This window comes from Actinomadura sp. CNU-125 (genome assembly GCF_001942465.1).
GTDB lineage: Bacteria > Actinomycetota > Actinomycetes > Streptosporangiales > Streptosporangiaceae > Spirillospora.
In genome coordinates, this window is sequence record NZ_MKJY01000584.1 from 16,348 (window position 1) to 34,080 (window position 17,733).

Sequence of the window (17,733 nt, forward strand, 5' to 3'; positions counted from 1 at the left end):
CCCGGACCGGGGCCGGGACCAAGGGTGGATCAGGGCGCGGGCCAGGGCCGGGTCAGGGCCGGTAGGTGCCGAAGTACCACTCGTTGCCGTCCAGGTCGCGGGCCGCGTAGTCGCGGGAGCCGTAGTCCTGGTCGGCGAGGCCGCGGAAGATCTCAGCCCCGGCGGCCTTGGCGCGGTCGTGGTGGGCGTCGGGGTCGTCCAGGACGACGTAGTTGGCCGCCTTCCCGGGGTTGCCGTCGCCGAGCATGAACACGCCGTTGCCGTGCCGCATCTCGGTGTGGACGATGTTGCCATCGTCGTCCCGGTGCACTGCCTTGACCTCGAACCCGAACGCCTTCTCCAGCCACTCCAGGGCCTTCTCGACGTCGGTGTAGCCGACGATCGGGCTGATCGCGCCCGTCTTCTCGTTCCCCATGTCGTCCTCCCTGGTCATCGTGGGGTCATATGCCCACTCTGCGCCCTCGGGAGCACCGCGTATTGGACGAATGTCACCTGCGGGCGGCCGTCATCCGCGCGCGGCGTCGCGTTCGGCCGCGAGGCGGCGGGTCTCGGGCGAGACGGGGGCGCCGAGGATCGCCGCGACGACGCCGAGGTAGCTGGTGAACAGCCGGTCGTCGGTGCGGGGGCCCGAGCGGGCGCGGCGCGCCACCTCGATGGCCGCGTACCGGACGGCGGTGAAGCGCCGGTGCAGGCGCGCCGCGTCCTCCTCCAGCAGCGGTTCGACGAGGGCGCGCCAGCGGCACAGGCTGTCGGCCGGGTCGTCGAGGACGGCGACCGGGACGATCGGGTCCGGCCGGTTGATCACGTCCGCCCAGATCTGCAGGTACGCGCGTCCGGACGGGTCGGCCAGGCGCGCCGTCAGCGGGCGGACGAGCGAGGCGGCGAGGGCCCGCACGTCCCCGCCGGCCGCGCCGCCCGTACCGTCCCGGGCCCCGGCGCCGCCCGCGCCGTCGGCCTCGCAGGCGTCCAGCAGCGCGTGCCGGCGCGCCTCGACCTCCGGCGCGTGCCGCGCGAACAGGGCGCGGACCATGCCCGCGCGGTCGCCGAAGTGGTACTGGACGGCCGTCGCGTTGCGGACGCCCGCCTCCTGCACGATCTCGCGCAGGCTGACGGCGTCCACGCCGCGTTCGGCGTAGAGCCGCTCGGCCGCGTCCAGCAGCCGCTCCCGGGTGCCGTTCATCCAGGGCCGTTCCTCACTCGTTCGTCATTCCTCGCCGATCGCCAGCTCCAGCGCCTCGGCGAACCGCTCGCGGGCCGCCTCCCGCCGGGTGGGCAGATGCTCCGACGGCCAGAGGCCCTCGACGGGCTCGACGTCGCGGAGCAGCTGCCGGGCGAGGGTGATCTTGTGGACCTCGGTGGGCCCGTCCGCGATCGCCATCGCCTGCGCACCCATCATCATGGTCGTGAACGGCATCTCGTTCGACACGCCGAGGGCGCCGTGCAGGTGCATCGCCCGCTGCACCACGTCGTGGTACACCTTCGGCATCGCGGCCTTGACGGCGGCGATGTCCTTGCGGACCTTCCGGTAGTCGCGGTGCTTGTCGATCAGCCACGCGGTGCGCAGCACGAGCAGCCGGAACTGCTCGATCTCGATCCAGCTGTCGGCGATCTTCTCCCGCGTCATCTGCATCTTGGCGAGCGGCCCGAAGCGGGTCTGCCGGGACACCGACCGTTCGAGCATCATGTCGAACGCCTTGCGGACCTGCGCGATCGTCCGCATGGCGTGGTGGATGCGGCCGCCGCCGAGCCGGGTCTGGGCGATGGCGAACGCGCCGCCCTCGTCCCCGAGGAGGTTGTCGGCGGGGACGCGGACGTCCTCGTAGCGCAGGTAGCCGTGCGAGCCCTCGCGCTCGCCGCCGACGCCGACGTTGCGGACGGTGACCAGGCCGGGCGCGTCGCCGGGGACGATGAACATCGACATGCCCTCGTAGGCGCTGACGTCGGGGTTCGTGACCGCCATGACGATGAGGAACTCGGCGTGGCGGGCGTTGGAGCTGAACCACTTCTCGCCGTTGATGACCCAGCCGTCCCCGTCGCGGACGGCGCGCGTGGTGAACAGGGTCGGGTCGGCGCCGCCGTGCGGCTCGGTCATCGAGTACGACGAGGAGATCTCGCCGTCCAGCAGCGGCCGCAGGTAGCGCTCTTTCTGCACGGGCGTGCCGAAGTGGGCGATGATCTCGGCGTTGCCGGAGTCGGGGGCCTGGCAGCCGAACACCGACGGCGCCCAGCGCGAGCGGCCGAGGATCTCGTTGAGCAGCGCCAGCTTCACCTGGCCGTAGCCCTGGCCGCCCAGTTCGGGGCCGAGGTGGCACGCCCACAGCCCCTTCTCGCGGACCCGGTCCTGGAGGGGCCGCACGAGCTTGGCGTAGCGGGGGTCCGCCTTGTCGTACGGGCTGCCGAGGACGAGGTCGAGCGGCTCGACCTCGTCCCGCACGAAGGCGTCCGCCCAGTCGAGAAGTTCCTGGTAGGCGGGGTCGGTCTCGAAGTCCCATGCCATGGCGCGTCTCCTGCCGTCGGTGGCTGGCGTCCCGGCCGATAATGCATCCAAGTGAATGAGTAATGCAAGTGCATGACTGTTACTCTCCGGTGCTACGCCGTGTCGAAGGGACCCCGCCGTGCAGCAGCCTGAGCAGATCGATCGCACGCTCGTGGACTTCCGGGTCCTCGCCGGGTGGATGGACGCCCAGGGCCTGCCCGAAGGGACGTTCGAGCAGGTCGCGCCGCTGACCGGCGGGACGCAGAACATGCTGATCCGGTTCCGCCGGGGCGGGCGGGAGTACGTGCTGCGGCGCGGCCCCGCGCATCTGCGGGCCCGCACCAACGACGTCCTGCGGCGGGAGGCCCGCGTGCTGGGGGCGCTGGACGGCACGGACGTGCCCGCGCCGCGCCTCGTCGCCGCCTGCCCCGACGAGTCGGTGATGAACGGCGCCGTCTTCTACCTGATGACCCCGATCGACGGGTTCAACGCCTCGGTGACGCTCCCGGAGCCGCACGCGAGCGACGCGTCCGTCCGGCACGAGATGGGGCTGAACGCGGCGCGCGCCCTGTCGGCGCTGGGCGCGGTCGACCACGAGGCCGTCGGGCTCGGCGACTTCGGCAAGCCGGCCGGGTTCCTGGAGCGGCAGGTCGGCCGGTGGACGTCGGAACTCGACTCCTACGGTGCCCTGGACGGCTATCCGGGGCCCGACATCCCCGGCCTGGACGACGTCGCGCGCTGGCTCGAAGAACGCCGCCCGAAGGCGTGGCGGCCGGGGATCATGCACGGCGACTACCACCTGGCCAACCTGATGTACTCCCCCGCCGGCCCGGAGATCGCCGCGATCGTCGACTGGGAGATGTGCACGATCGGCGATCCACTGCTGGACCTCGGCTGGCTGCTGGCCACCTGGCCGGACCGCGGCGACGAGAGCGCCGTCCTCGCCGGGCCGCTGGGCGCCGCGGGCGGCCTGCCCGCCGCGGACGAGCTCGTCGACGCCTACGCGGCGCCGCGCGGACGCCGTCGCCGGGCGCGACCTGTCGTCCATCACCTGGTACGCGGTGCTGGCGTGCTTCAAGCTCGGCATCGTCCTGGAGGGGACGCACGCCCGCGCCTGCGCGGGCAAGGCGCCCCGCGAGACGGGCGACCTGCTGCACTCGATCACCCTCGGGCTCTTCCGCCGCGCCCACGCCTTCATCGCGTCCTGACCGGGCACTTGCGGACGGGGCCGCGCCCGGCGCACGCTGGAAGGGACCGGCGGGGCCCGGGCAGTCGGTGACACCCTTACGCCGCACGGACGGCGATCGAGCCGCTCGCCCGCCCCCTCCGGCTCCGGTCTGCACGTCGGATTCCCGCCAGCGTCCGGCGGGGAGCGCACGGCAGGCTCGACGGCATGAACGAACACGCACGCCCGTTCCGGTTCGGGATCGTCGGCGAGTCGATCCGCTCGGGCGCCGACCTGGCCGCCACCGCACGACGCGCGGAGGAACTGGGCTACGCGACGCTGACGCTGCGCGACCACTTCGTGCCCGAGCCGTTCGGCGACCAGCTCGCGCCGATGGTCGCGCTCGCGTCGGCGGCGGCCGTCACGAGCACGCTGCGGCTCGGCACGATGGTCCTCGCCAACGACTACCGGCATCCGGTGCCGCTGGCCAAGGAGGCCGCGACGCTCGACCATCTGTCCGGCGGACGATTCGAACTGGGAATCGGCGCGGGATGGCTGCGGGCCGAGTACGAGGCCGCCGGAATCCCGTTCGACGCCGCCGGGGCCCGGGTCGGACGGCTGGAGGAGGCGCTGCGGATCCTGCGGAGCCTCCTCGCCGGGGAGAAGACCACGTTCGAGGGCGAGCACTACCGGGTCGACGGGCTGACGGTGTTCCCGCGTCCCGAGCGGCGGCCGCCGCTGGTCGTCGGCGCCGGAAGCGCCCGGATGCTCGGCATCGCCGGACGGTACGCCGACACGGTCGGGATCCTGCCGCGCGCGCTCCCCGAAGGCGCCGTCTCCGACGAGATCACCGAGCGGCTCCCGGACACGATCGCCCGCAAGGCCGACCGCGTCCGGGAGGCCGCGGCCGGCCGTGACGTCGAGCTGAGCATGATGGTCACGCCCGCGTTCGGCGCCGATCCGCGCGCCACCGCGGCCCGGGTGGCCGTGCTGCGCGGATGGGGCACCGCCGCCGCGGACCTCGTCCTGGACATGCCGTCCCGGTTCGTCGGGCCGCCGGAGCACATCGCCGCGCAGATGGCCGAACGCAGGGAACGGTACGGCTTCACCTACTACCAGGTGCCCGACACGGTGATGGAGGAGTTCGCGCCGGTCGTCGCGCTGCTCGCGGGCTGAGCGCGGTTCAGGCGTAGACGGCGTCGTGGAAGGCGATCTCCGCCTCCAGCATCCCGGCGAACCAGCGGACGAGCCGGTCGTCCGGGACGTCGGCGGGGATCGCGTCGACCTCCCGGGCGAGCGCCGCGACGCCCCGCCGGAACGCGTCGCCCGCGAGCAGCGCGACCCAGTCGCCGATCGGCCCGGACGGGACGCGGCCCTCCCGGTGCGCCCGCCCGCACCACGCGAGGTACAGGCTCTCGGCGGCGAACATCACCGTCACCACGGCCGCGTGCCCGCCCTCCCGGGCCGCCGCCAGCGCGAACTCCGACAGCACCGCCCCGCGCGCCGCCGCGCCCGGACGCGCCGGGACGGGCCACGCCGCGCGGGCGGCGCGGAAGTAGTCGGCCTGCTCGGTGGTCAGCGCGTGGACGGCCGACGCGTTCCGCTCGATGGCCGCCGCGTCCGGCGCGTCCCAGATCGCCAGCCGTGCAGCCGCGCGGCGGTCGCGACGAACGACGCCTCGATCTCCAGGTAGTCGGCGAACTCGGGGGCGCCGATCGCGCCGGTGCGGACGTCCTCGGCGAACCGCATGGCCGCGGCGCGTTCCAGCGGCTCGGCGCACGCCTCCAGGAGCGCCTCCGAGCGGCTCATCCGGCGAGCCACTCGACGAGGCCGCCGAACACCTTCGCGTAGCCGTCCCACTCCTCGCAGAACGGCCGCGGCGCCCAGTGCGGCGAGCAGTCGGAGGTGAACACCGCCGACCGTCCGGCGCCGAAGGGGGCGACGGCGACGAGCGGGTCGCCGTTCAGCGTGGCCAGGACCTCGGTGTTCTCCCGGGGCTCGACCCGGTTGTAGCCGAGCAGCACCGGCCAGTCGCCCGCGACGCCGCCGAGCGCCGGATGGTCGGCGGCCGTCACGGCGGCGCGGGCCCCGGCGGGCAGCTCCACCCGGTCGTCCTCGGGCAGCAGCCCGACCGGCAGCGCCTCGTGCAGGGCCGTGTTGCGGAACGCGGCCTTGGCCTCGAAGCCGGTGAACGACAGGTAGCCGCCGACCATCAGCAGCCCACCGCCGCCGCGGGTCCAGTCGCGCAGCGCGCCGAGGCAGCGGTCCCGCCCCGGGACGGCCTGCTCGAAGACCTCGGGGGCGAGCTGCAGGGAGTTCGCGCCGATGTCGGACAGGACCACGACGTCGTAGGCGGCGAGGGCGTCCGCGTCCCCGGGGAAATCGGCCGGGACCAGGTGGGCGGGCATGTGCTCCACGTCGTGGCCCCGGCCTTCCAGCGCGCGGCGCAGCGGCTCGACGCCGGTGACGTAGGAGGTGGTGGTGAACGAGTCCACCCCCTTGATGTGGGTGGACTGGGTGACCCAGCTCTCTCCTGCGATCAGGACGCGGCTCACTGTTGATCCTCTCTTTCGGGTCGGATGTCTGTTCCGCGGCCGGTCAGGCCGCGGCGGCCTCGAACAGCCGGGCCGGGTTGCCGCGCAGCAGGCCGTCGGCCGTCTCGCGGGGCACGCCGAGCTCGGCCAGCCGCCGGACGAACAGGGTCGGCACGTACCGGAAGCCGTTGCCTCCGTAGGCGGTCAGCATGCTCTTGAGGAACACGTCGTGGCTGAGCAGCAGCCGCTCCCCGTACCCGTGCACGATCAGCCAGGTGATCGCGTGGGCCGTCTCGTGCGGGGCGGGCGACTGGCCCTCGCCCGGGTAGCGGAACGGCATCCCGATCATGTCGAACTCCAGCCAGACGCCCCGGTCCGCGACCGCGCGCTGGTAGGCGGGGTCGTCGTGGGACGGGTCCATGTGGCACAGCACGACCGCGCCGGGCGGCACCCCGTACCCGTCGACGACGATGTCGAGGACCTCGTGCGCGCGCCGCTGCCAGCCGGGCAGGTGCACGTACAGCGGGACGCCGGTCTCGCGCTGGGCGCGGGCCGCCGCGCGCAGCGCGGTCTCCTCGGCGGGCGTGAAGTCCGGCGACACGCCGATCTCCCCGATCACGCCCGGACGCACGCCCGTGCCGTCCGCGCCGCCGGTGAATTCCGCGACCAGCTCGGCCGCGAGGGCGCGCTCGTCCGTCCCGGCCAGGTGCGGCGGGTGGTAGGGCTCCAGGTACCAGCCGGAGCCCATGACGATCCGCAGGCCGCTGCGCTCGGCGAACGACCGCAGGACGAGCGGGTCGCGGCCGAGGCCGCCGGGGGTGACGTCCACGACCGTCCCGCCGCCGGCGCCCGCGAACGCGCGCAGGTCGGCGAGCATCGCGGCGTCGTCGTCCAGCGTGCAGTGGTCCAGGCAGGCGTAGGGCTGCTCGCGCAGCAGCCAGGCCAGCTCGGGGGCGGCGCGGGCGTCGCGCAGCCACGCGAGGTCCGGGTCGTCCGGGTCGCCGACCGCCTTGCGGACGTCGTTGCGCAGGTGCTCGTGGGTGAGGGTGAGGCCCAGGTTCGCGCTGGACACCGGGCCGGTCACCGTCGTCACCTCGACGGCCGCGCGGCGGCCCGCGCGGGAGGCGGTCACGCGGGCTCCTTGGTCCGGTCCCGTCCCCGCCCCATGAGGTGGGCGCCCAGTTCGGCGATGCCGTGGCCGCGCAGGTTGAGCCAGATCGCGGCGAGCAGCACCATGCCGGTGACGATCGGCGTCAGGAAGGGGCTCACGCCTAGCAGCGTCAGCCCGTTGGCGATCACCCCGGTGATCACCGCGCCGATGACGGTGCCGGTCATCGTGCCGCGGCCGCCGAACAGGTCGGTGCCGCCGAGCACGACCGCCGCGATCACGGTCAGCTCGAACGCCTGCGCGGAGTTCGCCGAGCCGGAGCCCAGCCGGGCCGCGGTGAGCAGCCCGGCGATGCCCGCGGCGAGCCCGGTCAGCATGAGCGCGACCATCTTGATGCGGTCGGTGTTCACCCCGGCGCGGCGGACCGACTCCTCCTGCGAGCCGATCCCGTTGACGTAGTTGCCGAAGCGGGTCTTGGCCAGCAGCACCCCGCCGATCACGACGGTGCCGAGCGCGATCCACGCCAGCGCGGAGAAGCCGAGGAACTCCGCGCGGCCGATCTTGGCGACGTACAGCCGGGCGTCGATCGGGACGGAGAAGCCCTCGGTCCACAGCTGCGCCAGCCCGCGGATCACCGACATCGTGGCGAGCGTGACGATGAACGGCGGGATCCGGTGGTAGGCCGACAGGTAGCCGTTCACCGCGCCCCAGAACAGCCCGGCGCCCAGCGCGGCGACGATCACGATCGAGGAGTCCCACCCGGCCTGGAGCATCTCGGCGGTGAGGACCGCGACGAACGCGACGGTCGAGCCGACCGACAGGTCGATCTGCCCGGTGGTGATCACGAACGTCATCGCCACCGCGACGATCAGCGTGATCGCGACCTGGGTGGCCAGGTTCGACAGGTTGTCGAAGGTGAGGAAGTTTCCGGAGGCGATGCCGAAGACCGCGAACAGCGCGACGGTCACGCCCAGCATCGCCAGGGTCGCCTTGTTGGCGCGTTCCCACAGGCCCGGCGTCTCGGCGCGGACGGTGGGCGCGGGCGGGGCCTGCACGCTCATGTCAGGCCACCTCCTCGGTGGACTCGGACCCGGCCGCGGCCGCGCCGGAACGGGTGATCAGGGCGACGAGCCGCTCGATGTCGAGCGCGGACACCGGCTCGTCGTCCACGCTGCGGCCCTCGTACATGACGGTGATGCGGTCGCAGACCTCGAACAGGTCCTGCAGCCGGTGGGTGATCAGGATGACCCCGACGCCCTGCGCCGCGACCTCCTTGATCATCGAGAGGACCTGGCGGACCTCGGCGACCGCGAGCGCCGCGGTCGGCTCGTCCAGGATCAGCACGCGCGGCTTGAACGACACCGCGCGGGCGATCGCCACCGCCTGCCGCTGCCCGCCGGACAGGTGCCCGATCTCCTGGTACGTCGACTTGACGCGGACGTGCAGGTCCGACAGCGTCTCGGCGGCCCGGGCGTGCATGGCGCGGCGGTCGATGAACGGCCCCTTGCGCGGTTCGCGCCCGAGGAACAGGTTGCTCGCGACGTCGAGCGTGTCGCACAGCGCGAGGTCCTGGTAGACGATCCCGATCCGCTCGCGGCGCGCGTCCGCGGGGCTGCCGAACCGCACCTCGCGGCCGTCGATCGCGATCGTCCCGGTGTCGTGCCGCAGGGCGCCGGCCAGGACCTTCATCAGCGTGGACTTCCCGGCGCCGTTGTCGCCGACGAGGCCGAGCACCTCGCCCGGCGCCAGCGTGAGGTCGACGCCGCGCAGCGACTTGACCGCGCCGAACGACTTGGTGATGCCGCGCAGTGAGACCAGGGGTGCTTCGGCCATCACTTCTCCAGGTAGTACAGGTAGTCCGCGACGTTGGCGGGCGTGACGATCTGGGTCGGGACGGGCACGTCCGCCGGGGCGGAGCGGCCGCAGGCGAGGTCGATCGCGGCGTTCATCGCCGCGTGCCCGAACTTGAAGGTGTTCTGCTGGACGACGCCGACGATCCACCCGGCCCGCAGGCCGTCCACGGCCTGCTGCGACAGGTCCCATCCGACGACCTCGATGTCCTCGGTGCGCTCCTGGCTGCGGACGGCCGCCGCGAGCCCGATCAGCGCGGGCTCGCCCGTCGCGTACGCGTACGGCAGGTCCGGGTTTCCGGTCAGCAGGTTCTCGGCGGCGGTCTGGGCCTGCTCCTGGATGTTGCGGCCGTCGACCACGTTCCCGATCTTCATGCCGCCCGCGGCGGCCGCGTCGGTGAAGCCCTTCTGCCGCTCGTTCTGGACGGTGCTGTTGAGGGCTCCGACGACGCCGATCTCGCCCTTGCCGCCGGAGAGCTTCAGCAGCGCCTCCGCGATCTGCTTGCCGCCCTCGGCGTTGGCCGTGCCGACCTGGGTGGCGACGGCGGGGGCGTCGACGGTGGCGTCCACCGCGACGACCGGGACGCCGGCGGCCTTCGCGCGGCGGATCGCCGGCTTGATGCCCTCGGTGTCGACCGCGTCCACGATGATCGCGTCGTAGTCGTCGGCGACCATGTTGTCGATCGCGTTCGCCTGCTTCGCGGAGTCGTCGTCGCCGTTGACGACCTGCATGGTCGCCCCGGCCTTGTCGGCGACCGTCTTCGCGCCGGTGTTGATCTGGTTGAAGAAGAGCGCCTGCAGGTTGATCGGGACGACGCCGATCTTCGGCCGCCGGCCGTCCACCTCGCACGACTCCGCGATCCGCTCGGGCGGCGGCGGGCCCTGTTCGGTGGCCTTCTTCTCGGCCGCGATCTCGCGCCTGGCCTCGACGTCGCAACCGACCGTCGCCGTCAGCACCAGGCAGAGCGCGACCACGGCCCGCACCGTGTGTCGCATCATGTCTCCTCTCGATGAGGCCGGACGGGCGCGGCGGGCGCGACCGGGGCCGATGTGCGGGAGCTTTTCGTGCCGGAGTCGTCGATGGCGGAGTCGTGCTCGGCGCGGAGCCGGGCCAGGACGGACGCGCGGTCCGGCAGGCCGTCGCGCGCGCCCGGCCGGGTGCACGACAGGCCCGCCGCCACGGCCGCGACGCGGGCACCGCGTCCGGCGGCGCGGAGCCCCGGTCGAGTTCCGCGCAGTAGACGCCGGCGAAGCAGTCCCCCGCGCCGGTGGCGTCCACGGCCGTCACCTCGATGGCGGCCCCGGCGTGCCGGCGCGTCCGGGGCGAACAGCGTCCAGCCGCGCGCACCGTCGGTGACCACCAGGTTTACCCGATGCCGCGCCGCCTCTCGGCGGCGAGCGCGGCGTCGGCGGCTCCGGCGGCTCCGGCGGCGAGGAACGCGGTCGCCTGGGCGCGGGCGACGAGCGCGTGGTCGGGCGGCGGCGAGCGCGGCGCGCATGGCGGCGGGCCCGTCGCAGCGTCGAGGTCGACGACGCCGCCCCGCTCGGGTCCGGCGAGGACGTCCGCCGCCGCGGGGAACCGGTAGCCGTCCAGGTAGAGCCAGGCCCCGGCGTCCCGCGCGGCCGCCGCCGCGGCCGCCACGTGCTCGGCGGTCACCCGGTCGTCCTGGCTGATGATGGACCGTTCCCCGTCCGGCGTGAGCAGCACCACGGCCGTGGTGAGGACGCCGGAGCGGGACGTCCAGCGCGTGCCGACGCCGTCGGCGGCGAGCGCGTCGAGGAACGCGGCGCGCTGCGGGTCCGGGCCGACGGCCCCGGCGAACCGGGCGTCGGCCCCCATCCGGGCGGCCGCCACCGCCGCGTTCGCCGCCATCCCGCCCTCGCCGCGCCGGACGCGGGTGGCCTGCACGCGCGCCGCCGGACCGGGCAGCACGGGGACCTCGACCGTCAGGTCGACGTTGGCGTACCCGCAGAAGACGATCACGGCAGTTCCGCTCCGGCCTTCGCCGCGGCGGCGGTCAGCTCGCGGACCTTCGCCCCGTCGACCCGGCCCCACCAGCGGCCGTTGTCCTTGACCGAGGACGCGACGATGACGCCGTCGCAGGCGGGCAGCAGTTCCCCGATGTTCCCGGCGGTGATGCCCGACCCGATCACGACGGGCAGGCTGGTGTGCGCCGCGATGCCCCGCACCTCGTCGAGGGCGGCGGCGTCGCCCGTCCGGGAGCCGGTGGCGATCAGCACGTCGGCGCCGAAGAACTCGGCGTCCTCGGTCTGCTCGGCGAGGGTGCGGTCGGCGACGATCGCGTGCGCGCCGTGCTTGACGTGCACGTCGGCGAAGACCTTCACCGGCTTCGCGCCGATCCGGCTGCGGTAGCGGGCGGCGTGCGCGGCCTGCCCCTCGATGATCCCCTCGTTGGCGACGTAGGCGTTGGCCCACTGGTTGACGCGGACGAACCCGGCGCCGCCCGACCACGCGGAGGCGATCGAGCACTCGGCCGCGTTGGACAGCACGCTGACGCCCGTCCGGCCGCCGGTCGCGTGCCGGACCCGGTCGGTCACGACGGCCATCGCGGCGGCCGTCTCGTAACCGTGCTCGCCGGGCTTGAGGAACGGGATGTCCCAGTGGTTCTCGACGATGAGGCCGTGGCAGCCGCCGTCGAGGTAGGCCCGGGCCTCCTCGATGGCGAACGCGCAGATCTCGTCCAGCGGGACGCCCTCGTAGTGCGGGCTGCCCGGCAGCGGCGGCAGGTGCACGACGCCGATGACGACCTTGGGGGTTGCGAACAGCTCCTCGATCGCGTTCGGCCCGGGCGGGAAGACGCCCAGCGCCCGCTCGCTCCCCGTCTCCGCCGTCATGACGCCTCCTATGTAATCGATTGCAGTGAAGTTTTGGAGAACCGTAGATAGCAGACCCCCAGGCCGTCAAGGGGGTATAGTCGCCGCATCTCGACGTGATCCGGGCCGGTTCGAGGCCGTCGGCGGCTTGAGGAGTAATCGATTGCAGCGGGTGACGATCGCGCAGGTCGCCGAGCGGGCGGGGGTGTCGACCGCGACGGTGTCGCGCGTCCTGTCGGGCCGCGGGCCGGTCTCGGCGGCGGTGCAGCGCAAGGTCAGGGCGGCCGCCGACGAACTCGGCTACCAGGTCAACTCGATCGCGCGCGCCCTGCGCAACAGCCGGACCGACACCGTCGGCATGGTCGCCGAGCATCTCCAACCCGTTCTTCACCTCGCTGGTGGAGAGCGTCGAGCACGCCCTCGGCCGGGAGGGCAAGGAGCTGCTGCTGTGCGACGCCCGCTCCGACCCCGCGGTCGAGGCGCGGCGGCTCGCGACGCTCGTCGCCCGCAACGTCGACGGGATCATCGTGAGCCCGAGCCACGGCACGCTGAGCGGCGCCGCCGTCCAGGAGACCGCCGACCGGCTGCCGCTGGTGCAGCTCGACCGGTTCGTCGGCGGCACCAGCACCGACTGGGTCGGCGTGGACGACGTCGCCGCGATGCGCCAGGTCATGGACCACCTGCACGCGGGCGGGGCGCGCTCGGCGGCGTTCGTCGGCTCGCTGCTGACCAACTCCTCGACCGAGCAGCGCTTCGCCGGGTTCCGCCGCCGCGCCGACGATCTCGGCATCGCCGTCGACCCCGGGCAGGTCCTCCTCGGCGACTACAGCGTGGAGTGGGGCGAGACGGCCACCGCGCGGCTGATCGCCGAAGGCGGCCCGCCCGACGCGATCGTGTGCGCCGACGACCTGATCGCCCTCGGCGTCACCCGCGCCTGCCGCGCGCACGGCGTGGACGTCCCGGGCCGCGTCCAGGTGACCGGCTACGACAACATCGAGTTCGCGCGGCTGGGCGAGCCCGCGCTGACGACCGTGGACCAGCCCCGCGAGCGGATCGCGGCCGAGGCCGTCCGGCTGCTGGCCGCGGCGGCCGCGGACGGGGCCGACCGGGAGGCGCGCGGGCCGTCCGCGCACATCTCGCTCGTGCCGAGCCTGGTCGTCCGCGACAGCACCCGCGCGGACGCCTGAACGGGGAGGAACCGGAATGGACGCGACGGACCGGACGATCGACGCGCTGGAGCTCGCGCGGCGGCTGGTGCGGATCGACACCCGCGGCGGCGACGAGCGCGCCGCCGCCGACCTGGTGGCGGGGGTGCTGGACAGCGCGGGCTTCGAGGTCCGCGTGGACGAACCGGAGGCGGGGCGCGCGAACGTCGTCGCCCGCCGCGGCCCGGCCGTCCCGCGCGTGCCGGTCACCCTCACCGGCCACCTGGACACCGTGCCCGCCGACCCGTCCGGCTGGTCGTTCGACCCGCTGGGCGGCGAGGTGCGCGACGGGCGGCTGCTCGGGCGCGGCAGCAGCGACATGAAGGCGGGGGTGGCGTGCCAGCTCGCCGCCGCCGTGGACGCGGCGGCCGCGGCGCCGGACCGTCCGCTGCAGCTGGTGTTCACGTTCGGTGAGGAGACCGGCTGCGACGGCGCCGCGCGTCTGGACCCGGCGTCGCTCGTCCCGGCGGACCTGCTGGTCGTGGCGGAGCCGACCGCGAACCGGACGGTCCTCGGGCACAAGGGCACGCTGTGGCTGCGGGCGACCGCGCGCGGGGTGTCGGCGCACGGCTCGCGGCCCGAGCTGGGCCGCAACGCGCTCGCCGCGCTCGCCGCCGCCGCGACGCGGGTGCACGGGCACCGCGGCTGGCCGGTGAGCCCCACGCACGGGCCGGTGACGGTGAACGTCGGCACCTTCCGCGCGGGCGTGCAGCCGAACCTGGTGCCCGACCACGCCGAGATGGGACTGGACGTCCGGACGATCCCGGGATTCGGGTCGGACGAGGCCGTCGCGGAGATCGCGGAGCTGTGCGGGCCGGAGGTGGAGATCGAGCGGCTCGTCGACCTGCCCGGCGTCGCGACCGACCCCGCGTCCCCGGGCGTCGCGCGGGTGCTGGAGCTGCTCGCGCCCGGCGCGTCCGCGCGCGAGCCCGAGTACGCGACGTATTTCACGGACGCGTCCGTGCTGACGGCGATGCTCGGCGACCCGGCCGTGGTGATCTACGGTCCGGGCGATCCCGAACAGGCCCACGTGACGGACGAATCGTGTTCCGTGCGCCGGATCGACGAGGCCGCCGCGGCTTTCCGCCGGCTGCTCGGCGCGCATTGATCGACAATTCATGATCCGCGATTTCATGATCCGCGATCGGGCGGATCATGAAATGCGGAAACGCCCCGGCGATCCGGAGATCGCCGGGGCGTTTCCCGTCCGCGCGCCGGGTCGCGGGCGCGAGCTCTGTCAGGAGCCGAAGGGCTGCGGCTCGCCGCGGTCGCCCGCGCCGTCGCCCCACTCCAGGACCTCCCACTTGAGGCCCTCGATGTGGCCCTGCCCGGTGCCCGTGTCGTAGTCGCTCTCGGGCTTCCCGCCGTCCACCAGGTAGCGGAAGGTGTAGGTGTCGAGGTCCAGCATGATGCCGCGGTGCGAGGGCTCGCCCGGGCCGCGGTCGCCGACGAAGCCGGTGACGCTGCGGCCGTTGTAGCTGACCTTGACCTTGGTCATCATCGGCCAGCTCGGGCTGGCGAACATGCCCTTCTGCATGGGCTCGCCGCTCGCGGGGGCACCGGTGTCGCCGCGGATGCCGGAACCGTCGTCCCAGAAGTAGGACGCGGTCGTCTCGCCGCTGAGCAGGACGTCGTCCTCCTTCTCGTCCTTGGCGGCGTCGGACTTCTTCTCCGCCTCGCCGCCGGGGGCCGCGGGCTTCTCGGCCTCGGGCTTCGCCGAGCCCTCGCCCGCGGCGGGGGTCTTGTGCTCCTGCGCGGAAGTGACCTGCTTGGACAGGAGCATCTGCTCTTCGGGAGCGCCGTCGTCGCTGGCGGCCGCCACACCGGCCACGAGCATCCCGGCCAGTGCGGTTCCGGTGATGCCGGTCAGGACGCCGTTGATCGCTCGCTTCTGCATGTGATTCCTTCGTTCGGCCGACAGGACCGCCGTTCCGCGCCGGAGCACAGGGATCGTCCGGGCAGGAGGGAACGGCTTTCGAGACTCGGGACTCGAGATGCACCGCCGCGTTCGCGGACCCGCATGCCGGGACCCGCGGGCATGGCGGATCCGCGCCCGCGCCGTACGCCGGACGCCCGTTCGCGGGCGTGCGTCTACGCGGGTTGAATGAAGCGGGAGAATTGCCGACCGGGGGCACTGCGGCCCGCCCGGACGCGACCGGCTGCATGGATGCGGCCGCGATTCGGCAGAGTGGTCCCCGCCTGGCGGGCGGGAGCGACGGCTCTGTGACAGCCCAGGTCAAGGGTTCTTTGACCGGGACCTGACGACGAGCATATACGCCATTACCAGGTTTTCGCCAAATCCAGGGATATTTTACCTTTTAGAAGGTAGATCGTTTTATCGAGAACTGCATCGGAACGCCTTTCCCGTGGGCGGTTCCGGGCACTCCGCCGGACATGGCACGATCTTCTCCATGACCGACCACGCCGACCTCCGGACGGTCGACGACGAGCTGCTTCCCCCCGCCGACTGGGCTCCGCGCCGCCGGCTCGACCCCGGCGCCCGCGCCGCCGCGGGCTTCGCCGCGCTGGCCGTGGCGCTGCTCCTCGCCCGCGCCTGGGCCGCCCCGCACATCGACGCCCGCGCACTGGACGCCTGGGCGACGATCTTCGTGGCGATCTGCGTGCAGGCCCTGCCGTTCCTGGTCTTCGGGGTGATCCTCTCGGCCGCGATCACCGCGTTCGTCCCGTCCGCTTTCTGGCGCCGGGCGCTGCCCCGCCGCCCGGGCGCCGCCGTCCCCGTCGCGGGCGCGCTCGGCGCGGTCCTGCCCGGCTGCGAGTGCGCCTCCGTGCCGGTCGCGAGCGGCCTGATGGCCCGCGGCGTCGCGCCCGCGGCCGCGCTGACCTTCCTGCTCGCCGCGCCCGCGGTGAACCCGGTCGTGCTCGTCGCCACCGCCGTCGCGTTCCCCGGTTCGCCGGAGATGGTGGCCGCACGCTTCGTCGCGTCCCTGCTCGTCGCCGTACTGGCCGGGTGGACGTGGACGCTGCTCGGCAAGGACGGGTGGATCCGCGTCCCGTCCCGTCCGGACGCGGCCTCCGGAACCCGCCTGGACGCCTTCCGGCAGGCGATGCGGCACGACATCATGCACGCGGGCGGCTTCCTCGTCGTCGGCGGGCTCGCCGCCGCCACGATCAACGTGCTGGTGCCGCCGTCGTGGGTGGACCGCGTGGCCGACGTGCCGTGGCTCGCGATCCTCGTGCTGGCGCTGCTGGCCGTGCTGATGTCGATCTGCTCGGAGGCGGACGCGTTCGTCGCCGCGAGCCTCGGCCAGTTCTCCCCCACCGCGAAGCTGGTGTTCCTCGTCGTCGGCCCGATGGTCGACCTCAAGCTGATCGCCCTGCAGACCGGCTTCTTCGGGCGGCGCTTCGCCGTCCGGTTCGTCCCGCTGACCCTCGCCCTGGCCATCGGGGTCGGCACGCTCGTCGGAGGTGTTCTGCTGTGACGCGTTCCACCCAGAATTTCCTGCTGATGCTGGTCGGCGCGGCCGTGCTCTGGATCACGTTCGGCAGCGGCGAGTACGTGAACTACGTCAAGCCGGGGTTCCGCTACCTGCTGGCGCCCGCCGGGGCCGCGCTGATCCTGCTGGGCGCCGCCGGGCTGCGCCGGGAATGGCGGGACGGCGCCGCGCCCGACGAGGAACACGACGACGGGCACGGGCACGACCACTCCCGGGGCCCCCGGGTGGCGTGGCTGCTCTGCCTGCCCGTCCTGATCATCTTCGCGGTCGCGCCGCCCGCGCTGGGCTCCTTCACCGCCGCCCGGGACACCGAGCGCGCCGCGCCCCCCGCCCGCGCCCCCGGACGAGGGGTACGGCCCGCTGCCCCGCACGGGCGGGCCGGTCGCCATGACCATGGGCGATTTCATCGGACGCTCGTTCCTCGAGCAGACGGGCCGCGCGACGACGCTGCGCGGCGTCCAGGTGCGCCTCACGGGGTTCGTCACCCCGCGCGAGGGAGCGGGCTGGCAGGTCACCCGGCTGCGGATGGCGTGCTGCGCCGGTGACGCCATGCCGTTCTCGGTCATCGTCCACGACCGGCCCCGGCCGCCCGAGGGCGCGTGGGTCCAGGTCGTCGGGACATGGCGGCCGCCCGAGGGGAAGGCCCGGACGGGCGTCCACGAGCTGAGCGGCGTCTCGGTGAAGCGCGTCCCCCAGCCGGAGAACCCCTACGAGTGAGCAGGTCCGCGGAGCGGACCGGCGCGCCGGGACACGGCGCGCCGGGGGGTCAGTGCGTCGGGTAGACCGACGGCACGAGCGGCGTCGGGCCGGTCCCGCCGACCGTCATGTGCCCGCCCGTGTCCTGCCCCGCGACCGGGGCCTGCCCGTAGGGAGCCTGCGCGTACGGGGCCTCTACATAGGGCGCCTGCGCGTAGGGGACCTCCGCGTACGGCGCCTCCCCGAAGGGGGCCTGCGCGTAGGACGCCTCGGCGAGCGCGGGCTGCCCGTTAGGGGGCGGCGGCGCCGATGCCGAAGGGAGAGTCCCCGAACGGGGCGGCGGCCACCGGTCCGGGCGCCGGCGCCACGGGGGGCGCGCCCTGCGGCGGCACCGGCGGCGGCACGTGGG

At 73.9% G+C, this 17,733-nt stretch carries 21 protein-coding genes and 1 pseudogene; 7 read left to right on the plus strand and 15 right to left on the minus strand.

Annotated features, from left to right (window positions below; translation table 11 throughout):
- Window positions 1–52: 52 nt before the first annotated feature.
- The 3 genes from BJF79_RS46450 to BJF79_RS46460 form a co-directional block, all read right to left on the minus strand.
- Window positions 53–433, minus strand: a complete 381-nt coding sequence (locus BJF79_RS46450; protein WP_083734758.1) for a VOC family protein — start codon at window positions 431–433, stop codon at window positions 53–55.
- Between the two features lie 72 nt (window positions 434–505).
- The gene (locus BJF79_RS46455; protein ID WP_075907025.1) at window positions 506–1,180 is read right to left on the minus strand and encodes a helix-turn-helix domain-containing protein; all 675 of its coding nucleotides are present in this window, start codon (window positions 1,178–1,180) and stop codon (window positions 506–508) included.
- Window positions 1,181–1,204: 24 nt separating this feature from the next.
- Window positions 1,205–2,497 carry an acyl-CoA dehydrogenase family protein gene (locus BJF79_RS46460; protein WP_075907026.1) on the minus strand — a complete coding sequence of 431 codons (1,293 nt, stop codon included), beginning with the start codon at window positions 2,495–2,497 and terminating at the stop codon, window positions 1,205–1,207.
- 118 nt (window positions 2,498–2,615) lie between these two features.
- Between BJF79_RS46460 and BJF79_RS46465 the strand changes: the two genes are divergently transcribed.
- A complete protein-coding gene (locus BJF79_RS46465) occupies window positions 2,616–3,755 on the plus strand; it encodes a phosphotransferase family protein (RefSeq protein WP_262403578.1) in 1,140 nt (379 codons plus the stop codon).
- 114 nt (window positions 3,756–3,869) lie between these two features.
- Window positions 3,870–4,817 (plus strand): TIGR03621 family F420-dependent LLM class oxidoreductase, encoded by a 948-nt coding sequence (locus BJF79_RS46470; RefSeq protein ID WP_075907027.1) that lies wholly within the window; start codon window positions 3,870–3,872, stop codon window positions 4,815–4,817.
- Between the two features lie 7 nt (window positions 4,818–4,824).
- Here BJF79_RS46470 and BJF79_RS46475 read toward each other — a convergent pair whose 3' ends face one another.
- The 10 genes from BJF79_RS46475 to BJF79_RS46520 all read right to left on the minus strand — a co-directional run bounded on the left by BJF79_RS46475 (window position 4,825) and on the right by BJF79_RS46520 (window position 11,989).
- Window positions 4,825–5,133 (minus strand): hypothetical protein, encoded by a 309-nt coding sequence (locus BJF79_RS46475; RefSeq protein WP_075907028.1) that lies wholly within the window; start codon window positions 5,131–5,133, stop codon window positions 4,825–4,827.
- Between the two features lie 83 nt (window positions 5,134–5,216).
- Entirely contained in the window at window positions 5,217–5,450 is a 234-nt protein-coding gene (locus BJF79_RS46480; RefSeq protein WP_075907029.1) for a hypothetical protein, read from the minus strand.
- Window positions 5,447–6,196, minus strand: coding sequence for a glutamine amidotransferase (locus tag BJF79_RS46485; protein ID WP_075907030.1), 750 nt, complete (start codon window positions 6,194–6,196; stop codon window positions 5,447–5,449). The genes BJF79_RS46480 and BJF79_RS46485 overlap by 4 nt, the downstream gene beginning before the upstream one ends.
- A 43-nt stretch (window positions 6,197–6,239) precedes the next feature.
- Entirely contained in the window at window positions 6,240–7,307 is a 1,068-nt protein-coding gene (locus BJF79_RS46490) for a phosphotriesterase (protein ID WP_075907031.1), read from the minus strand.
- On the minus strand, window positions 7,304–8,344 hold the full coding sequence (locus BJF79_RS46495) for an ABC transporter permease (RefSeq protein ID WP_075907032.1): 1,041 nt from the start codon (window positions 8,342–8,344) through the stop codon (window positions 7,304–7,306). The genes BJF79_RS46490 and BJF79_RS46495 overlap by 4 nt, the downstream gene beginning before the upstream one ends.
- A gap of 1 nt (window position 8,345) precedes the next feature.
- Window positions 8,346–9,116, minus strand: a complete 771-nt coding sequence (locus tag BJF79_RS46500) for an ATP-binding cassette domain-containing protein (RefSeq protein WP_075907033.1) — start codon at window positions 9,114–9,116, stop codon at window positions 8,346–8,348.
- Window positions 9,116–10,132, minus strand: coding sequence for a substrate-binding domain-containing protein (locus BJF79_RS46505; protein ID WP_075907034.1), 1,017 nt, complete (start codon window positions 10,130–10,132; stop codon window positions 9,116–9,118). Before BJF79_RS46505 ends, BJF79_RS46500 begins: the two co-directional genes overlap by 1 nt.
- Window positions 10,129–10,494, minus strand: coding sequence for a hypothetical protein (locus tag BJF79_RS54835; RefSeq protein ID WP_143220966.1), 366 nt, complete (start codon window positions 10,492–10,494; stop codon window positions 10,129–10,131). The genes BJF79_RS46505 and BJF79_RS54835 overlap by 4 nt, the downstream gene beginning before the upstream one ends.
- 5 nt (window positions 10,495–10,499) lie before the next feature.
- The gene (locus BJF79_RS46515; protein WP_075907036.1) at window positions 10,500–11,117 is read right to left on the minus strand and encodes a PfkB family carbohydrate kinase; all 618 of its coding nucleotides are present in this window, start codon (window positions 11,115–11,117) and stop codon (window positions 10,500–10,502) included.
- The gene (locus tag BJF79_RS46520) at window positions 11,114–11,989 is read right to left on the minus strand and encodes a BtpA/SgcQ family protein (RefSeq protein WP_075907037.1); all 876 of its coding nucleotides are present in this window, start codon (window positions 11,987–11,989) and stop codon (window positions 11,114–11,116) included. The genes BJF79_RS46515 and BJF79_RS46520 overlap by 4 nt, the downstream gene beginning before the upstream one ends.
- 377 nt (window positions 11,990–12,366) lie before the next feature.
- Here BJF79_RS46520 and BJF79_RS46525 point away from each other — a divergent pair, with 377 nt between their 5' ends.
- Both BJF79_RS46525 and BJF79_RS46530 read left to right on the plus strand, forming a co-directional pair.
- The gene (locus tag BJF79_RS46525) at window positions 12,367–13,155 is read left to right on the plus strand and encodes a substrate-binding domain-containing protein (protein ID WP_262403579.1); all 789 of its coding nucleotides are present in this window, start codon (window positions 12,367–12,369) and stop codon (window positions 13,153–13,155) included.
- Between the two features lie 16 nt (window positions 13,156–13,171).
- Entirely contained in the window at window positions 13,172–14,281 is a 1,110-nt protein-coding gene (locus tag BJF79_RS46530) for a M20 family metallopeptidase (RefSeq protein ID WP_075907038.1), read from the plus strand.
- A 129-nt stretch (window positions 14,282–14,410) separates the two neighbouring features.
- Here the strand turns inward: BJF79_RS46530 and BJF79_RS46535 are convergent, their stop codons facing one another.
- Entirely contained in the window at window positions 14,411–15,070 is a 660-nt protein-coding gene (locus BJF79_RS46535; protein ID WP_075907039.1) for a hypothetical protein, read from the minus strand.
- A gap of 514 nt (window positions 15,071–15,584) precedes the next feature.
- On the opposite strand from BJF79_RS46535, the gene BJF79_RS46540 reads away from it, so the two are divergent.
- The 3 genes from BJF79_RS46540 to BJF79_RS56775 are packed head-to-tail and all read left to right on the plus strand — an operon-like array spanning window position 15,585 to window position 17,345.
- The gene (locus tag BJF79_RS46540) at window positions 15,585–16,613 is read left to right on the plus strand and encodes a permease (RefSeq protein ID WP_075907040.1); all 1,029 of its coding nucleotides are present in this window, start codon (window positions 15,585–15,587) and stop codon (window positions 16,611–16,613) included.
- Entirely contained in the window at window positions 16,610–17,173 is a 564-nt protein-coding gene (locus tag BJF79_RS54840; RefSeq protein WP_143220967.1) for a DUF1980 domain-containing protein, read from the plus strand. The genes BJF79_RS46540 and BJF79_RS54840 overlap by 4 nt, the downstream gene beginning before the upstream one ends.
- A complete protein-coding gene (locus BJF79_RS56775; RefSeq protein WP_410050226.1) occupies window positions 17,091–17,345 on the plus strand; it encodes a hypothetical protein in 255 nt (84 codons plus the stop codon). The genes BJF79_RS54840 and BJF79_RS56775 overlap by 83 nt, the downstream gene beginning before the upstream one ends.
- 49 nt (window positions 17,346–17,394) lie before the next feature.
- Here the strand turns inward: BJF79_RS56775 and BJF79_RS56780 are convergent.
- A pseudogene (locus BJF79_RS56780) lies at window positions 17,395–17,733 on the minus strand (hypothetical protein); the annotation flags it as partial.